At 71.4% G+C, this 16,325-nt stretch carries 13 protein-coding genes; 8 read left to right on the plus strand and 5 right to left on the minus strand.

Annotated features, from left to right (window positions below; genetic code table 11):
- Positions 1-57 precede the first annotated feature (57 nt).
- The 8 genes from HII36_RS20255 to rpe all read left to right on the plus strand — a co-directional run bounded on the left by HII36_RS20255 (position 58) and on the right by rpe (position 10,065).
- Positions 58-2,409: a primosomal protein N' family DNA-binding protein gene (locus HII36_RS20255; protein WP_173524792.1), complete on the plus strand. Its 2,352-nt coding sequence runs from the start codon at positions 58-60 to the stop codon at positions 2,407-2,409.
- Between the two features lie 49 nt (positions 2,410-2,458).
- The gene (locus tag HII36_RS20260; RefSeq protein WP_173524793.1) at positions 2,459-3,892 is read left to right on the plus strand and encodes a hypothetical protein; all 1,434 of its coding nucleotides are present in this window, start codon (positions 2,459-2,461) and stop codon (positions 3,890-3,892) included.
- 37 nt (positions 3,893-3,929) lie between these two features.
- A complete protein-coding gene (locus HII36_RS20265) occupies positions 3,930-5,264 on the plus strand; it encodes a hypothetical protein (RefSeq protein WP_173524794.1) in 1,335 nt (444 codons plus the stop codon).
- 40 nt (positions 5,265-5,304) lie between these two features.
- On the plus strand, positions 5,305-5,853 hold the full coding sequence (gene def, locus HII36_RS20270) for a peptide deformylase (RefSeq protein ID WP_173524795.1): 549 nt from the start codon (positions 5,305-5,307) through the stop codon (positions 5,851-5,853).
- A 1-nt stretch (position 5,854) separates the two neighbouring features.
- The gene (gene fmt, locus HII36_RS20275) at positions 5,855-6,784 is read left to right on the plus strand and encodes a methionyl-tRNA formyltransferase (RefSeq protein ID WP_173524796.1); all 930 of its coding nucleotides are present in this window, start codon (positions 5,855-5,857) and stop codon (positions 6,782-6,784) included.
- Positions 6,785-6,821: 37 nt separating this feature from the next.
- Positions 6,822-8,312 carry an RsmB/NOP family class I SAM-dependent RNA methyltransferase gene (locus HII36_RS20280; RefSeq protein ID WP_173524797.1) on the plus strand — a complete coding sequence of 497 codons (1,491 nt, stop codon included), beginning with the start codon at positions 6,822-6,824 and terminating at the stop codon, positions 8,310-8,312.
- A gap of 110 nt (positions 8,313-8,422) precedes the next feature.
- Positions 8,423-9,400 (plus strand): phosphatase PAP2 family protein, encoded by a 978-nt coding sequence (locus HII36_RS20285; RefSeq protein ID WP_173524798.1) that lies wholly within the window; start codon positions 8,423-8,425, stop codon positions 9,398-9,400.
- Positions 9,401-9,411: 11 nt separating this feature from the next.
- A complete protein-coding gene (rpe, locus tag HII36_RS20290) occupies positions 9,412-10,065 on the plus strand; it encodes a ribulose-phosphate 3-epimerase (RefSeq protein WP_173524799.1) in 654 nt (217 codons plus the stop codon).
- Between the two features lie 86 nt (positions 10,066-10,151).
- Here rpe and HII36_RS20295 read toward each other — a convergent pair whose 3' ends face one another.
- From HII36_RS20295 to HII36_RS20315, 5 genes are read right to left on the minus strand one after another with little or no spacing between them, the layout of a single operon-like run.
- Entirely contained in the window at positions 10,152-11,183 is a 1,032-nt protein-coding gene (locus HII36_RS20295; protein ID WP_173524800.1) for an ABC transporter ATP-binding protein, read from the minus strand.
- On the minus strand, positions 11,180-12,193 hold the full coding sequence (locus HII36_RS20300; RefSeq protein ID WP_173524801.1) for an ABC transporter ATP-binding protein: 1,014 nt from the start codon (positions 12,191-12,193) through the stop codon (positions 11,180-11,182). The genes HII36_RS20295 and HII36_RS20300 overlap by 4 nt, the downstream gene beginning before the upstream one ends.
- Positions 12,193-13,173 (minus strand): ABC transporter permease, encoded by a 981-nt coding sequence (locus tag HII36_RS58700; RefSeq protein WP_173524802.1) that lies wholly within the window; start codon positions 13,171-13,173, stop codon positions 12,193-12,195. Before HII36_RS58700 ends, HII36_RS20300 begins: the two co-directional genes overlap by 1 nt.
- Before the next feature lie 55 nt (positions 13,174-13,228).
- Complete coding sequence (locus HII36_RS20310) at positions 13,229-15,010, minus strand: ABC transporter substrate-binding protein (protein WP_173524803.1); 1,782 nt, start codon at positions 15,008-15,010, stop codon at positions 13,229-13,231.
- Positions 15,011-15,019: 9 nt separating this feature from the next.
- Positions 15,020-16,021, minus strand: coding sequence for an ABC transporter permease (locus HII36_RS20315; protein ID WP_173524804.1), 1,002 nt, complete (start codon positions 16,019-16,021; stop codon positions 15,020-15,022).
- Positions 16,022-16,325 lie beyond the last annotated feature (304 nt).

Here is a 16,325-nt window from a genome sequence, read left to right on the forward strand (position 1 = left end):
GTGTGGGGGGTGTGAGGCTCGGGCGTGGGGAGTGGTGGGGTCTGGTAGACCTTTGGCGTGACCCACTCCGACGACGCGCTCCTGCCGCTCGAAGCCGTGCGGCCCCCCGCGTCGTCGAAGGACGGCAAGGGCGCGCCCGTCCCGGCGCCCGAGCGCGCGGTGGCCAGAGTCGCGGTCGACAACCCCTTGCCGCACCTCGACCGCCCGTTCGACTACCTGGTCCCCGCCACCCTGCACGAAACCGCCGAGCCCGGCGTACGAGTACGGGTGCGGTTCGCGGGCAAGCTGGTCGACGGCTTCCTGCTGGAACGCGTCGAGCAGAGCGACCACGAGGGCAAGCTGACCCCGCTGGAACGGGTCGTGTCACCGGAGCAGGTGCTGACCCCGGAGATCGCGGGCCTGGCCAGAGCGGTGGCCGACCGGTACGCGGGCACGCTGATCGACGTCCTGCGCCTGGCCGTCCCACCCCGCCACGCCAAGGTCGAAGCCGAAGCCAAAGCCAAAGCCACAGACGAGCCCAAAGCCGAAGCCACGCCCAAAGCGGAACCCAAGGCCGAAGCCGAAGCCACGCCCGAAGCCGAAGCCACGCCCAAAGCGGAAGCCAAGGCCGAAACCGAGGCCACGCCCGAGGCCACGCCCGAAGCCACGCTCGAAGCCACCCCCGAAGCTGGAGTCACGTCCGGAGCCGAACCCGTTGCTGCGGCCGAGGCGGGAAGCGGGCCCGAGACCTCCGACGACACAGCCCTCCCGAGCGATCACGCCGCCCCGCCGGCGCCCGTGCGCACCCCCTGGGACGACTACCCGGCCGGCCCGTCGTTCCTGGCCGCGCTGCGCGACGGCCGTGCCCCCCGCGCCGTCTGGTCCGCGCTCCCCGGCGCCAGAGGCTGGGCCGGCGCCATGGCCGAGGCCGTCCGCGCCACCCTCGACGGCGGCAGGGGCGCGATCGTGGTCGTACCCGACGGGAAGGACGTCGTCCTGGCCGACGAGGCGCTCACGCGCGCCCTGGGCGGCCCGGACAGGCATGTGGCGCTCACCGCAGACCTCGGCCCGGCGGAACGGTACAGACGGTGGCTGAAGGTGCTCAGAGGACAGGTGCGGGCCGTGACGGGCACCCGCGCCGCGATGTTCGCCCCGGTCGTCGATCTCGGCCTGGTGGCCATCTGGGACGACGGCGACGACCTGCACGCCGAGCGCCTGGCCCCCTACCCGCACGCCCGCGAGGTGCTCGGGCTCAGGGCGCACCGGGCGGGCGCGGCCATGCTGATCGGCGGCTACGCCCGCACCGCGGAGGCGACCCAGCTCATCGCGGCCCGCTGGGCGCGTCCGATCGTCGCCGCGCGCACCACGGTGCGTGCGATGGCCCCCCGGGTGAAGCCGGCGGGCGAGGACGCGGAGCTGGCCCAGGACCAGGCCGCCCAGCGGGCGCGGCTGCCCAGCCTGGCCTGGCGGGCGCTCAAGCGCGGCCTGGAGAAGGGCCCGGTGCTGGTCCAGGTGCCCAGGCGCGGCTATCTGCCCGCACTGGCCTGCAAGCACTGCCGTACGCCGGCCCGCTGCGCCCTGCCGCCCACCCGTACCGCGCGTGAGGAGCACCCGGTGCAGGGGGAGGCGATCGAGGTGCGGGAGGCTTCGAACGGGGCCGGGTCGTGTCATGGCCCGCTGGCGCTCAGAGGCGGTCACGCGGCCCCCTACTGCCGCTGGTGCGGCCGGGTGGACGCCGGCTGGCGCTGCGCGCACTGCGGCAGCCCGCGGCTGCGCGCGGTCGTCACCGGCGTCCGCCGCACCGCCGAGGAGCTGGGCCGGGCCTTTCCGGCCGTCCAGGTGCGCACGTCGGGGCGCGACGGCGTGCTGGCCGCGGTGCCGTCCGCCCGCGCGCTGGTGGTGGCCACGCCCGGGGCCGAGCCGGTGGCGGAGGACGGTTACGCGGCGGCCGTCCTGCTCGACGGGTGGGCGCTGCTCGGCCGCGCCGACCTGCGGGCCGCCGAGGAGGCGCTGCGCCGCTGGATGAACGCGGCGGCGCTGCTGCGTCCTTCCGCCGAGCTGGTGGTGCTGGCCGACGCCGCGCTGCCGTCGGTGCAGGCGCTGCTGCGCTGGGACCCCGTCACGCACGCCGAGCGCGAGCTGGGCGACCGCGCCGAGCTGGGCTTTCCGCCCGCCGTGCGGATGGCCACGCTCACCGGCGCGGCCGCCGCCGTCAGGCAGATGCTGGACGAGGTGCGCCTGCCGTCCGACGCCCAGGTGCTCGGCCCGGTCCCGGTCGACGAATCCGGCCAGGAACGCGCCATGATCCGGGTCAGACGGGCGGGCGGCGCGGCCCTGGCGGCGGCGCTGAAAGGGGCCAGCGGGGTGCGTGCGGCGCGAAAGACGCCGGATGTCGTGAGGGTGTGTGTCGACCCCCTCGACCTGATTTAGACCATTTCCCCGATTCGCTCATCTGTAAGCCAGCCGTTAGCGTGCCCCTGTGTCGATCGAATGGGTGAACCGGGCCATCGACGACCTGCGAGCTTGGGGGCGCGCGCGGGACGTCGAGGTGGACGCGGACGAGGTCCGCCTGCTCTGCGACTACGCCAGCGACTACCTGAACGTCAACGAACTCGGCGATTTCACGCCCGAGACCTTCCACGAGCTGCTGCTGTCCATCTACCCGCGCAAGGTCATCGCGCCGCCGGAGAGCGCGCCGGAGACCGTCGCCGCGGCCCGCACCCTGGTCGACTACCTCAGCCAGGCGGGCGAGGTCGACGACCCCACCGCGGCCGCGATGCGCGAGCGGCTCGACGACATCGCGCCCAAGATGCCGGACGCGCTCGCCGACACCGCGAACTTCGGCATGGCCAAGAGCCTGTTCAGCGCCATCGGCCCGGAATCGCTCGAACAGTCGGTGCCCATCCCGTCGGGCGAGGTCCCCGTGCCCGACCTGGGCGAGGCGCCGTGCGACTGCCCGGGCTGCGTCCCGCTGCCCCCGGTGCGGCTGGCCGCGCCAGAGTCGCTGCTGCCGCCGGGCGAAGACACGCTCGACGGCTGGGCCCGCACCGTGACCCACCTGGTCCAGGACGACACGGGCGGCGAGGTCACCGGGCACGCCGAGCTCGACGACGGCCTGTACGACCTGCTCGACATGCTCTACCGGCTGCAGGCCCGCGTCCCGCTCGGGGTGATCGCCGACTTCCTGCTGGAGATGGCCGAGAGCGGCGAGATCGACGTGGCCGCCGTACTCGACCGGCTGGCCGCCCGCCACCTGATCGAGGTCACGGGCGACACCGCGCAGCTCACCCCGCCGGCCGTCTGGGCGCTGCGCGAGCACTACCTGGCGCTCGGCCTCGACGCGCCGCTCGCGCCCGACCTGGGCGCCGCCGACGCGCTCGGCCTCATCGAAGGCCTGATGGACGGCGTGCCCACCGACGCCGCAGAAGCCGACATCGACCGCTGGCTGGCCGGCCGGGCTCCGAGCGAGGCCGCCGCCGAGCTGCTGGCCGCCGCCTCCGGCGCGCCCGCCGTGGCCAGGGGCATCGCGGTCACCATCGTCGACAGGCTGGGCGCCGAGGCGGCCGGCGAGGTCCGCGCCTGCCTCGACGACCAGGAGCTGCGCCCGCACGTCATCCACTGGCTGATGGCTCGCGGGCTGCCCGCGCCGCCGCTCACTCAAGACGAGCTACTGTGGGTCAGCGTCGACATGCTGGCGCTGGCGATGCCCGCGGCCGAGGAAGACCCGGAGATCTTCGCCGAGAACATGGCCGCCTCCGGGCCGCCCGCGCATCTCATCGAGGAGATGTGGCGGGTCGACCACCCCGACGTCGTCGACGTCCTGGAGCTGCTCGGACGCTCGCTGCCCGACAGCACGGTCGCCAAGGCGGCACGCAAGGCGGCGTTCAAGGCCCGCTCCCGGGCCATCCAATGAGTACGTGCCTGTGACTGGTGTGCAGTAAGTTTCCTGGGTGGCAAACAACGTCTTCGACCTCGCCGAGCTGCGCAAGCTGATCGATGAGCAGGCCGTCGTGCCGCCACGGCCGCCTGAGGAGACCGCCGTGGAGCACGAGGCGCTGACCTTCCCGCCCGTCCAGCTCACGCCGGACGCCGAGCTGGCGCGCCTGGTCCCCGCGGTGCCCCTGGTCGCCGACGCCATCAGGCTCACCGCCTGGACGGGCAGCAGGCGCGTCACCGCCGAGGGCATGCTGCCCGGGCCCGACGCCGCCGCCGCGGCCGAGGAGCTGGGGCTCGCCGCCGGCAGGCTGCGGCTGATCTGGATCGTCGCGGTCAACACCGGCCTGCTGAAGATCATGGCCGGGCAGGCGTCGCGCGGCTCGCTGTCGATGCAGCTCACCCCCGAGGCCACGCTGGAGTTCTGGGACGGCGTGGTCATGGACGTGCTCGACCGCGCCGACGAGGGCCTGACCGGCTCCACCGTGGTCGACGGCCACCTGGCCGAGATGCTGGCCACCATCTACTCGGTGCGCTCCGGCGTGGCCATCGCGAACCTGGCCCGCGGCATCCTGCAGTCGCACGAGGTGGCCTGCGCCCCCGGCCAGGTCGAGATGCGCAGGCTCGCCGCCGCGCTGCCCGGCGAGCTGCTCGAAGCGCTGTCCCTGCTCACCTACTGCGGCCTGGTCGAGCAGACCGCGGCGGGCCGCACCGCGCTCACCCCGCTGGGCGTCTGGGCCATCCGCCGCGACCTGCTGCGCGAGGGCCACGACGCGCCCACCACGGCCGAGGTCGAGGTGTTCGCCGACCTGTCGGCAGGCGAGCTGGTCGAGCAGCTGGTCAAGGGCGTGGCCACGCAGAGCGCGGTGGCCGGCTGGCTGGAGCGGCGCACGCCCGACGAGGCCGCACGCGACCTGCTCGCCATCGCCAAGGACGGCACCGCCGGCCAGCGCGGCACCGTGGGCGCCATCCTGGAGGAGCTCGGGCCCGAGGCCGAGACCCCGGTCAGGGAGGCGCTCGACCACCCGCTCGTGCGCCGCTACGCCGCCTCCTGGCTGCACATCCGCGACCTGCAGGCGCCGCCGCTCAGCCCCGAGGACCACACCTGGATCGCCGTCGACTCGCTGGCGGCCCTCATGCACATCACCGGCCCCGCCGCCGGCCGCCTCGACACGCCCGAGCCGGGCGAAGACCTCATCAAGCTGGTCGGCGAGATGCCTGCCGTCGGCCACCCCGACACGATCGCGGTGCTGGAGATGCTGGCCGGCGCGCACGACGACGAGGCGGTGGTGAAGGCCGCGCGCAAGGCGGCGATGAAGGCCCGGTCGCTGGAGCACACTAAACTAGGTTGATCCACGGCCCGGGAACACGGCCCAGAAACGGAGACACCCCTTGACGATCCAGGCGATCCGGCTGTTCGGAGACCCCGTGCTGCGCACCCCCGCGTCCCCGGTCGTCGACTTCGACAAGGAGCTGCGCAAGCTCGTCAAAGACCTCACCGACACGATGATGGACGCGCCGGGCGCGGGCCTGGCCGCGCCGCAGATCGGCGTCGGGCTGCGGGTGTTCACCTACTACGTCGACGACCAGCTCGGGCACCTGATCAACCCCGACCTCGACCTGTCGTCCGAGCTCGACGAGGAGGGCGAGGAGGGCTGCCTGTCCTTCCCCGGCCTGTCGTTCCCGACCCCGCGCTCGATCCGCGCCGTGGCCAAGGGCTTCGACATGCACGGCGAGCCCGTCACGCTCGAGGGCACCGACCTGATGGCCCGCTGCTTCCAGCACGAGACCGACCACCTCGACGGCATCCTGTTCATCGACCGGATGGACGCCAAGCAGCGCAAGGCCGCCATGAAGGCGGTGCGCGAGGCCGAGTGGAGCGGGCTGTCCGCGCCCACGATCAAGTTCTCGCCGCACGCCACCGGCGGAAAGGCTCTGTGACATGCGCCTGGTCTTCGCCGGCACCCCGCAGACGGCCCTGCCGTCGCTGCGCGCGCTGATCGACTCGCCCCGCCACGAGGTGGTGGCCGTCGTGACCCGCCCCGACGCGCAGTCCGGGCGCGGCCGCAAGGTCCACCCCTCGCCGGTGGCCGAGCTGGCCGAGGAGTCCGGCATCGAGGTGCTGCGCCCGGCCAAGGCCGGCGACCCGGAGTTCCTCGACCGGCTGCGCGAGCTGGCGCCCGACTGCTGCCCGGTGGTGGCCTACGGCGCGCTGCTGCCCCAGTCGGCGCTCGACGTGCCCCGCCACGGCTGGGTCAACCTGCACTTCTCCATCCTGCCCGCCTGGCGCGGCGCGGCCCCCGTGCAGCACGCGATCCTGCACGGCGACGAGATCACCGGCGCGAGCACGTTCCGCATCGTCAAGCAGCTCGACGCCGGGCCGGTCTTCGGCGTGGTCACCGAGCAGATCCAGACCGCCGACACCAGCGGCGCGCTGCTGGAGCGGCTGTCGGTCTCCGGCGCCGGCCTGCTGGCCGCCACGCTCGACGGCATCGAGGACGGCTCGCTGGAGGCCCTGCCCCAGCCCGCCGACGGCGTGACGACGGCACCCAAGATCAACGTGACCGACGCGCAGGTCGACTGGGCGAAACCGGCCATGCACGTCGACCGGCTGGTCCGCGCCTGCACGCCCGCGCCCGGCGCGTGGAGCGAGTTCCGCGGCCAGCGGGTGAAGCTCGGCCCGGTGCGCCCTGTCTCCGGCCAGGAGCGTCCAGCCCCGGGCCAGATCGTCGCCACCAAGCACGCGGTGCTCGTCGGCACCGCCACCGGACCGGTCGAGCTGGGCGAGGTCCAGCCGCAGGGCAAGCGGCTGATGGGGGCCGTGGAGTGGGCGCGCGGCGTCCGGCTGGAGAGCGGCGAGGGATTCAAGTGATCCACCCGCGCCACGGCAGTGAGGAAAGACGCAGGGGATGAAGACCAGGGGGGACCAGGGAGCCGGCGGCAGAAGCGGCGGAAACCGGGGCGGCGGGAACCAGGGCGGCAGGGGCGGCGGCGGTAGGCCGGGCGGGCCGCGCAGGCCCGCGCGCGACCACGCGCGTAACGTCGCCTACGACCTCGTCCGCGCCGTCGACGAGCGCGACGCGTACGCCAACCTGCTGCTGCCGCGCCTGCTGCGCGAGCGCGGCATCAAGGGGCGCGACGCCGCGCTGGCCACCGAGCTGGCCTACGGCACGCTGCGCGGCCTCGGCACCTACGACGCCGTCATCGAGATGTGCTCGGACCGGGCGCCCGACCCCGACGTGCGCGACGCGCTGCGGCTGGGCGCGCACCAGCTGCTGAAGATGCGCGTGCCGCCGCACGCGGCCGTCGGCACCACCGTCGACCTGGTGCGGCTGCGCATCGGCCAGGGCGCGGCCAAGTTCGTCAACGCGGTGCTGCGCAAGGTCGCCTCGCGCACGATCGAGGAGTGGATCCCGATCGTCGCGCCCGACCCGGCCCACGACCCGGTCGGCCACCTGGCCGTCGCGCACAGCCACCCCCGGTGGATCGTCTCGGCCTTCCGCGACGCCCTGGGCGGCGGCGAGGAGATGGCCGACCTGCTCGAAGCCGACAACGCCCGCCCGCTGGTCACCCTGGTGGCCAGGCCGGGGCGCAGCTCGGTGGCCGAGCTCGAAGACACCGGCGCCGAGCCGGGCCGCTACTCGCCGTACGCCGCCTACCTGCAGGAAGGCGACCCCGGCCAGATCGAGGCGGTGGCCGAGACCCGCGCCGCCGTGCAGGACGAAGCCAGCCAGCTCGTCGCCCTGGCCCTGACCAGGGTGCCGCTCGACGGCCGCGAGGACGAGCTCTGGCTCGACATGTGCGCCGGCCCGGGCGGCAAGGCCGGGCTGCTCGACGCCATCGCCGTCCACGGTGACCTGGCCGGGCTGGAGAGCGGCGAGTCTGGCGACGGGATGGCCTTCCCAGGCGGCGCCCGCCTGCTGGCCGCCGACGTGCAGTACCACCGCGCCCGGCTGGTCTGGCAGACCACCAGGGACGCCGCCGTGATCACCGCCGACGGCACCCAGCCGGTGTGGCGGCCCGGCGTGTTCGACCGGGTCATGCTCGACGCGCCCTGCACCGGCCTGGGCGCGCTGCGGCGGCGGCCGGAGGCGAGGTGGCGGCGCGACCCGTCCAGCATCGCCGAGCTGGGCAAGCTGCAGCGCCGGCTGCTCGACACCGCGCTGGAGGCGGTGCGGCCCGGCGGCGTGGTCGCCTACGTCACCTGCTCGCCGCACCTGGCCGAGACCAGGGTCGTGGTGGGCGACGTCATGCGGCGCAGGGACGACGTCGAGCAGCTCGACGCCCGCGCCTACCTGCCGGAGGCCGCCGGGCTGGGTGACGGCCCGCACGCGCAGTTCTGGCCGCACCGGCACGGCACCGACGCCATGTTCCTGGCCCTGCTCCGCAAGCGCGGCTGAGCGCTCAGGCCCGCGTCCGGGCGCGCGTCCGGGATCGGTCAGGCCCGTGTCCGGGATCGGCCGGGCGTGGGCACTGTCGCGCCCGCCCGCCGATGTGATCCCATCGGCGGATGGACATACTGGACGATCTCCACCTCGCGGAGCTGGCGCCGATCCGCTGGCTGCAGAGTCTGCCCGCCGCCGTCGAGCCGGTGATGGAGTTCGTGTCGATGTTCGGCACCGACACGTTCTTCCTGGTGCTCCTGCCCGCCCTGTACTGGTGCGTGGACCCCAGGCTCGGGCTGCGGGTCGCGGTGACCGTGCTGGTGGCGGCGGCCACGAACGCGATCGCCAAGCTCCTCACCCACGCGCCCCGGCCGTACTGGATCGACCCTGGGGTGCGTCCGCTGTCGGTGGAGGGGTCGTTCGGGTTGCCGTCCGGGCACGCGCAGATCGCCGCCGCCACCCTGGGCCAGCTCGCCGCCGGGTCGCGGCGGCCGTGGGCGTGGTGGACGGCGGGCGGGCTGGTCGCGCTGGTCTGCCTGAGCCGCGTCTATCTCGGGGTGCACTTCGTCTCCGACGTCGTGGTGGGCACGCTGCTCGGCCTGCTCGTGCTGGCGCTCGTACGCGGGCTGGAGCGCCCGGTGACCGGCTGGTGGGTGCGTCAGCCGCTGTGGGGGCAACTGGCGGCCGCGGCGGCGGTGTCGGGGGCGGTGCTGGGCGCGGCGGTGCTGGCCAACGCGCCGTACGCGGGCTGGTCGCCGCCCCTGAGCTGGAGCTCGGCCGGGACGATCGCGCCCGAGAGCCTGGACAGGATCGTCGCCATGTCCGGGGCCCTGCTGGGCGTGCTGGCCGGGGCCTCGGTCATGCACCGGCTCGGCTGGTTCGACGCGGGCGGCCCGCTGAACCTGCGGCTGGCGCGCTGGCTGCTCGGGTCGGCCGGGCTCGGGCTCATCTGGTTCGGGCTGCGCGCGGCGCTGCCGGACGCCGACGTCCTGCGCTTCCTGCGTTACGCGCTGCTGTCGCTGTGGGTGCTGGTGGGGGCGCCGCTGACGTTCATCAGGCTCGGACTCATGTCCCGCGCGAAACAGCCGCAGGCCGTTCAATAAACTTGACCATCATGGCCGTACAGATCTCTCCCAGCATCTTGTCCGCGGACTTCGCCAGGCTCGCCGACGAGGCGGCAGCCGTGCCGAACGCCGACTGGCTGCACGTCGATGTCATGGACAACCACTTCGTCCCGAACCTGACGCTCGGGCTGCCGATCGTCGAGTCGCTGCTCAAGGCGACCTCGACGCCGCTCGACTGCCACCTCATGATCGAGGACCCCGACCGCTGGGCCCCGCAGTACGCGGAGGCGGGGGCGGGCAGCGTGACCATCCACGCCGAGGCGGCCAAGGCCCCGGTCCGCACCCTGCGGCAGATCCGCAAGCTGGGCGCCAGGTCCGGGCTGGCGCTCAACCCGGCCACCGCGGTCGAGCCGTACGAGGGGCTGTTCGGCGAGATCGACATGCTGCTGCTGATGACCGTGGAGCCGGGGTTCGGCGGGCAGAAGTTCCTCGACATGGTGCTGCCCAAGATCCGCCGGGCCCGTGAGCTGATCCAGCGGCACGGCGGCCAGATCTGGCTGCAGGTCGACGGGGGAGTGGCCGCCGACACGATCGAGCGCTGCGCCGACGCGGGCGCCGACGTGTTCGTCGCGGGCAGCGCGGTCTTCGGCGCCGACGACCGGGCCGCCGCCGTCGACGCCCTGCGCGCCGCCGCCACCCGCTGATCCGGGCTCTCAAAAATCGGGCGGGAAAACGCGCGCCCCCGGCACCGAGACGGCGCCGGGGGCGAAAGCGGGAACCGCGCGGGGTGTTACGCCAGCGCCGGGTCGAGCACCACGTCGTCACCGTGGACGGTGGGCGCCTCGGGGAAGTGGCAGGCCGTCAGATGGCCCTCGCGGTTGCCCGAGAGCTGCACCAGCGGCGGCTCCTCGGTCGCGCACTTCTCCTGCGCCTTCCAGCAGCGCGTACGGAAGCGGCACCCCGACGGCGGGTTGATCGGCGAAGGCACGTCACCGGCCAGCCGGATCCGCTCACGCGGCTCGGCGGTCAGGTCGGCGTCGGGCACGGCCGACAGCAGCGCGTGCGTGTACGGGTGCCGCGGCCGCTCGTACAGCGACTCCCGGTCCGCGATCTCCACGATCTTGCCCAGGTACATGACCGCGACGCGCTGCGAGAAGTGCCGCACCACGGCCAGGTCGTGCGCGATGAACAGGAACGCGATGCCCATCTCCCGCTGCAGCTCCTGCAGCAGGTTGACCACCTGCGCCTGGATCGACACGTCGAGCGCGGAGACCGGCTCGTCCGCGATGATCAGCTTCGGCTCCAGCGCGAGCGCCCTGGCCACGCCGATGCGCTGCCGCTGGCCGCCGGAGAACTCGTGCGGGAAGCGGTTGTAGTGCTCCGGGTTCAGCCCGACGGTCTCCAGCAGCTCCCGGACCCGGGCCTCACGGCCGCCGGGCGGGTTGATCTCGTGGATGTCCAGCGGGCCGCGGATGATCGAGCCGACCGTGTGACGGGGGTTCAGCGACGAGTACGGGTCCTGGAAGACCATCTGGATCTCGGACCTGATCGGCTTGAGCGCCTTGCGGTCCGCGTGGGTGATGTCCTGGCCCTGGTACAGGATCTTGCCGGCGGTCGGTTCGAGCAGCCTGGCGACGAGCCTGCCGGTGGTGGACTTGCCGCAGCCGGACTCGCCGACCAGGCCCAGCGCCTCACCGGCGTGCACCGTCAGGTCGATGCCGTCGACCGCGTGGACCGCGCCGACCTGCCGCTTGAACAGCGTGCCGCCTCTGACGGGGAAGTGCTTCTCCACGCCGGACAGCTCCAGCAGCTTCTCCGTCACTGCGTCTCCTTACCAGTTTGCGCGCGAAGCTCCGTCTTCTGCGAGAGCGACAGGTAGCAGGCGTCGCCGTGGCCGCGGTGCGGCGCCAGCTCAGGACGCTCGCCAGAGCATACCTGCGCCCCGAGCAGCTTCATGTAGTCGCAGCGCGGGTGGAAGGCGCAGCCGGAAGGCCGGTTGATCATGCTCGGCGGCGTGCCGCGCACCGGCTGCAGCGGCAGGTCCACCGGCCGGTTCAGGGTCGGCATCGAGTTGAGCAGGCCCCAGGTGTAGGGGTGGCGCGGCTCGCGCAGCACCTCCTGCATCGTGCCGCGTTCCACGGCCCGGCCCGCGTACATGACCAGCACGTTGTGCGCGGTCTGGGCGACCACGCCGAGGTCGTGCGTGATCAGGATGATCGCGGTGCCCGACTGCTCCTGCAGCTCGCGCAGCAGGTCCAGGATCTGGGCCTGGACGGTGACGTCCAGCGCGGTGGTGGGCTCGTCGGCGATGAGCAGGCCGGGGTCGCACACCAGCGCCATGGCGATCATCGCGCGCTGGCGCATGCCGCCGGAGAACTGGTGCGGGTAGTCGTCCACGCGCGTCTTGGGCTGCGGGATGCCCACCCGGTCGAGCATCTCGATCGCGCGGTCGCGCGCGGTCGACTTCGACACGCCCATGTGCTTGCGGTAGACCTCGCCGATCTGCCGGCCGATCGTGTGGAACGGCGACAGCGCGGTCAGCGGGTCCTGGAAGATCATCGCGATCTTGTGCCCGCGCAGCTTCTCCATGGTGGAGCGGGACGCGCCCAGCAGTTCCTGCCCGTCGAACTTGATGCTCCCGGAGATCTTCGCGGTCTCCGGGTTGTGCAGCCCGAGCACGGCCAGGTTCGTCACCGACTTGCCGGAGCCGGACTCTCCCACGATGCCGAGCGTCTTGCCCTGCTCGACCTCGAAGGACAGGCCGTCCACGGCGTGGACGACGCCGTCCTCGGTGTGGAAGTCCACGGTGAGATCGTTGACTTCAAGAAACATCAGCTCAGCCTCACGCGTGGGTCGATGACGGCGTACAGGGCGTCCACGACGACGCTCATGATCACGATCGCGCCCGCCGCGACGAGCACCACGGCCATCAGCGTGGGCAGGTCGGAGTCGAACACCGCGTTGATCGACAGGCGGCCGATGCCCTGCAGGCCGAACGTCGTCTCGGTGATGATCGCGCCGCCGATGAGCGTGCCCAGGTCGACGCCGAAGATGGTGATGATCGGGGTCAGCGTGCCGCGCAGCGCGAAGCGCATGGTGACGCTGGCGCCGGACATGCCCTTGGCCCTGGCCGTGCGCACGTAGTCCTCGGCCAGGTTCTCCACCATGGTGGAGCGCGTCATCCTGGTGTAGTTGGCGGTGAAGATCATCGCCAGCACGAGCCAGGGCAGCAGCAGGCCGGAGAACCACTTCAGCGGTTCCTCGGTGATCGGGTAGTACTTGGGCTGCGAGAAGACGCGTGCCTGGTACACGAAGAAGTACATCATCAGGGTGCCGACGAAGTAGATCTGCGCGGAGGCGCCGATCAGCGACGCGACGCTGGCGATCTTGTCGAGCGGCTTGCCCTGACGCAGCGCGGCGATGACGCCCATGGCCACGCCGAACAGCAGGAAGACGATCGCGGCGCCGATCGTCAGCGAGACGGTGACGGGCAGCCGGTCGATGATGGTCTCGAAGACCGGGGCGCGGTTGACGAAGGAGTAGCCCAGGCAGGGCGCGGCGCAGTAGCCGAGTCCTTCGTACTCGCGGCCCACGAAGATGCCCGCGACCCACTGGACGAACTGCACCATGAGCGGCTGGTCCATGCCGAGGTTGTGGCGGGCCTGTTCCAGGAGGGCGGGTGGGCACACCTTGCCGCAGAACAGTCGAGCGGGGTCGGCGGGGATCGCATAGAAGAGGAAGAACGTCACCGCCGAGATGATCAGCAGGATGACCGCTGCGCCCACCGCACGACGGGTTAGGAATCGAAGCACGAGATCTCCAAGAGAGTGCCCCGGGCACCCCTGCGGGGTGCCCGGAGCGAGGGTGCTACTGCTTCACGAAGATGGTGTTCGGCAGGACCGTCCACTGCTGCGGATCGATCTCGGCGCCGCCCACCTTGGAGCCGTGCAGCATGGTCGCGATGCGGTTCTCAGCGACGACCAGCGGGGTGTACTTCTCCTGGATCTCCTTGTCCAGCGCCATCCACGCCGCGTTCGCCGCGTCGATGTCGGGGTTCTCGGAGATCTCCTTCATCTTCGCGGTGAGCTCGGGCGTGTTCAGGTGCGACATGTTCTGCCCACCGTCCGCGACCGGGCCGAAGATGATCGGCATGACGGTGGAGCCGGAGGGCCAGTCAGAGCCCCAGCCGCCCCAGTACAGGTCGAACTCGTTCTTGGTCTGGCTGATCGAGTCGTAGTACGTCTTGCGGTCCAGCGGCTTGGCCACGACCTTGATGCCGGCCTTCTCCAGAGCGTTCTTGATCACGATCGTGACCTGCTCCTGGGTCGGCGTCTGGTTGTAGGCGTAGACGATGGTCGGGTTCGGGTTGCCCGTCTCGGCCAGCAGCTGCTTGGCCTTCTCGATGTCACCCTCGGGCTTGGTCGTCTTGCCGAACAGGTCGTACGGCTTGTAGCCGACCGTGGTGTTCTCGTTGAGGATCGTCGTCGGCAGGGCCGCGGCCTGCGGGCCGCCCAGCGTCTGCTGGATCTGCTTCGACGGCCACGCGTAGTTGATCGCCTGGCGAACCTTCTGGTCCTTCACCCGGTCGAGGTTGAAGTAGTAGTAGTTGCCGTACGGCGACGGGCTGACCAGGCGGCGGCCGGCCAGGTCCTGGTTGCTCAGCACCTGCTGCAGGCGCTCCGGCGGGGTGGAGGCGTAGAAGGTGAAGGCCGTCTGGTCAGGGCCGGCGTCGGCGACGAACCGGTCCGTGATCTGCAGCGGCTCCTGGCCGAACTCCATCTTCCACACGTCGGGGTAGGCGCCGCGGATCGGGTCGGTGTTGGCGTCCCAGTGCGGGTTGCGGACCAGCTCGTACGACTTGTCCACGACGTGCGACTTGATGATGTACGGACCGGAGGAGAAGGGCTCCTTGTCGTACTTCTCCTTGGTGTCCTTGGCCTTGGGCACGATGCCGTAACCACCCATGGCGAAGGCGTAGTTGGCGTCGGCGTGCGGCGTCTTGAACTTGAAGACGACCGTCTTGTCGTCAGGAGTCTCGATGGCGTCGAGCTCCTTGCCGTCGTACGGGCCCTCGTAGGCCTTCTTGTAGTCCTCTTCGGTGAGCCACTGCTGGATGTAGCTCGGGCCGAAGGTGACGAACGGGGCGAACATCCGCTCGATCGTCCACTTGACGTCGGCGGAGGTGATCGCGCTGCCGTCCTGCCACTTCACCCCGTCCTTGAGGGTGAACGTCCAGGTCTTGCCGCCGTCCGACGGGGTGCCCGCGTCGGTGGCGAGGTCGCCGACCAGCTTGAACTCGCCCTTGGCGGTCCGCTTGTAACCGGTCAGGCCGCGGTGGATCAGCATCGCCATGGTCTGGGCGGTGTTGACGTAGATCTGCGCCGGGTCGAGGTGGGCGAAGTCGTCACGGTCGATCATGGTGACCGTGCCGCCCTTCTGCACCCCCTCCGGCGGGATGGCCGGACCCTTGGAGTCGTCGGCGGTGCCCAGGGTGATGGTCGCCGGCGTGTACGTCGCGGCGGGGGCGGCGGACGCACCGGAGCTGGCCGGGGCGCCGGTGGGGGCGCCCGCGTTGCCCGGCGCGCAGGCCGTGACCACGGCCAGCGCCGCGGCGGCGAGAACCGCTGCCGCCTTCCTGCGGTGATTCATATTTCTCCTTTAGCGCTTGATCTTGGGGTCGAAGGCGTCGCGAACCGAGTCGCCCAGCAGGTTGAAGGCGACAACGAAGATCAGCAGTGCGACTCCAGGGAAGATCAGATAGGTGATGTCGTTCTGGTAGACCTGGGTGGCCCGCAGGAACATCCGGCCCCAGTCGGGGACCCGCTCGCCCAGGCCGGCACCGAGGAACGACAGCGCCGCCTCGGCCGTGACCATGGCGGGCAGCAGAAGTGTGGACTGGATGAGGATCGGCGTCCACAGGTTGGGCAGCAGTTCCTTGAACACGATCCGCACCGGCGAGGCGCCCGTCACCTTGGCGGCCTCGATGAACTCGCGCTCACGCATCGACAGCACCTGGCCGCGCAGCAACCGGGCCAGTCCGGCCCAGCCGAACGCGGTGAGCAGGATGGTCAGCGAGATGCCGCGGTACCAGACCGGTGGCTCCTCGGCGGCCCCCACGACCAGGCTGTCCAGCACCGGGATGAAGGCCAGGATGAACAGCGTGGACGGGAACGACAGCGTCAGGTCGATGAGCCGGCCGACGAAGTAGTCGGTCTTGCCGCCCGCGTATCCCGCCACGATGCCGACCACGACACCGATGGTCGTGATCAGCAGGGTGGCGGCGACCGCGATGATCAGCGAGGTCCTGACGCCGTAGATGAGCTGCGTGAACACGTCACGCCCGAGGTTCGGCTCGAGTCCGAACCAGAACTCCGAGCTGATCCCGCCGTTCGGCGCGACCGGGTACCCGAAGTCGTTGAGCAGGCCCGGGATGTCCTGGCCGTACAACGTGTACGGGTCCTTGCCGTAAACGGCGGAGATCACCGGGGCGAGGATCGCGACCAGGAAGTAGAAGATCACGATGATCGCGGAGATGACCCCTGTGCGGTCGCGACGGAACCGGAGCCACATGAGCTGGCCCGGCGAACGGCCAACCGCCTCCTGGGCCTCGGTCACGGACGTCGCGTCAGGCGCGGGTGCAGTGGACGTCGGTGTCGTCATGTAGTTGGGGCTCCAAGCGAAACGTGCAATCAGGAAAAGTCAGACCTGATGGTCAGGCTCGCAGGTCACGGAGCCGCGGAGCAACGGCGAAGTGATATATCCCGATATTGGTGCACAAATTCCATGAGGCTGTGGCTGAAAACCTCTTGTCCCGTTATGTGGACAACTGAGAGGATGACACACTCGCCTGCGCGCCGTGATCACGGAATCAAGATGCGGCCATGACACTCTCGTGACATAACCGGCGTGTGACCTGGGTAAGTCCTTACTTATGAGTGACCATGGACTGTTCGGCCCCAGGTCC

The sequence above is a fragment of the Nonomuraea antri genome (genome assembly GCF_013283785.1).
In the GTDB taxonomy this organism is placed as follows: domain Bacteria; phylum Actinomycetota; class Actinomycetes; order Streptosporangiales; family Streptosporangiaceae; genus Nonomuraea; species Nonomuraea antri.

Coding starts and splice junctions, on each gene's coding strand:
- HII36_RS20310 (WP_173524803.1), bottom strand. CDS start 15,010: ATGAATCACCGCAGGAAGGCGGCAGCGGTTCTCGCCGCCGCGGCGCTG.
- HII36_RS20315 (WP_173524804.1), bottom strand. CDS start 16,021: ATGACGACACCGACGTCCACTGCACCCGCGCCTGACGCGACGTCCGTG.
- fmt (WP_173524796.1), top strand. CDS start 5,855: ATGCGCCTGGTCTTCGCCGGCACCCCGCAGACGGCCCTGCCGTCGCTG.
- HII36_RS20280 (WP_173524797.1), top strand. CDS start 6,822: ATGAAGACCAGGGGGGACCAGGGAGCCGGCGGCAGAAGCGGCGGAAAC.
- HII36_RS20285 (WP_173524798.1), top strand. CDS start 8,423: ATGGACATACTGGACGATCTCCACCTCGCGGAGCTGGCGCCGATCCGC.
- HII36_RS20300 (WP_173524801.1), bottom strand. CDS start 12,193: ATGTTTCTTGAAGTCAACGATCTCACCGTGGACTTCCACACCGAGGAC.
- rpe (WP_173524799.1), top strand. CDS start 9,412: ATGGCCGTACAGATCTCTCCCAGCATCTTGTCCGCGGACTTCGCCAGG.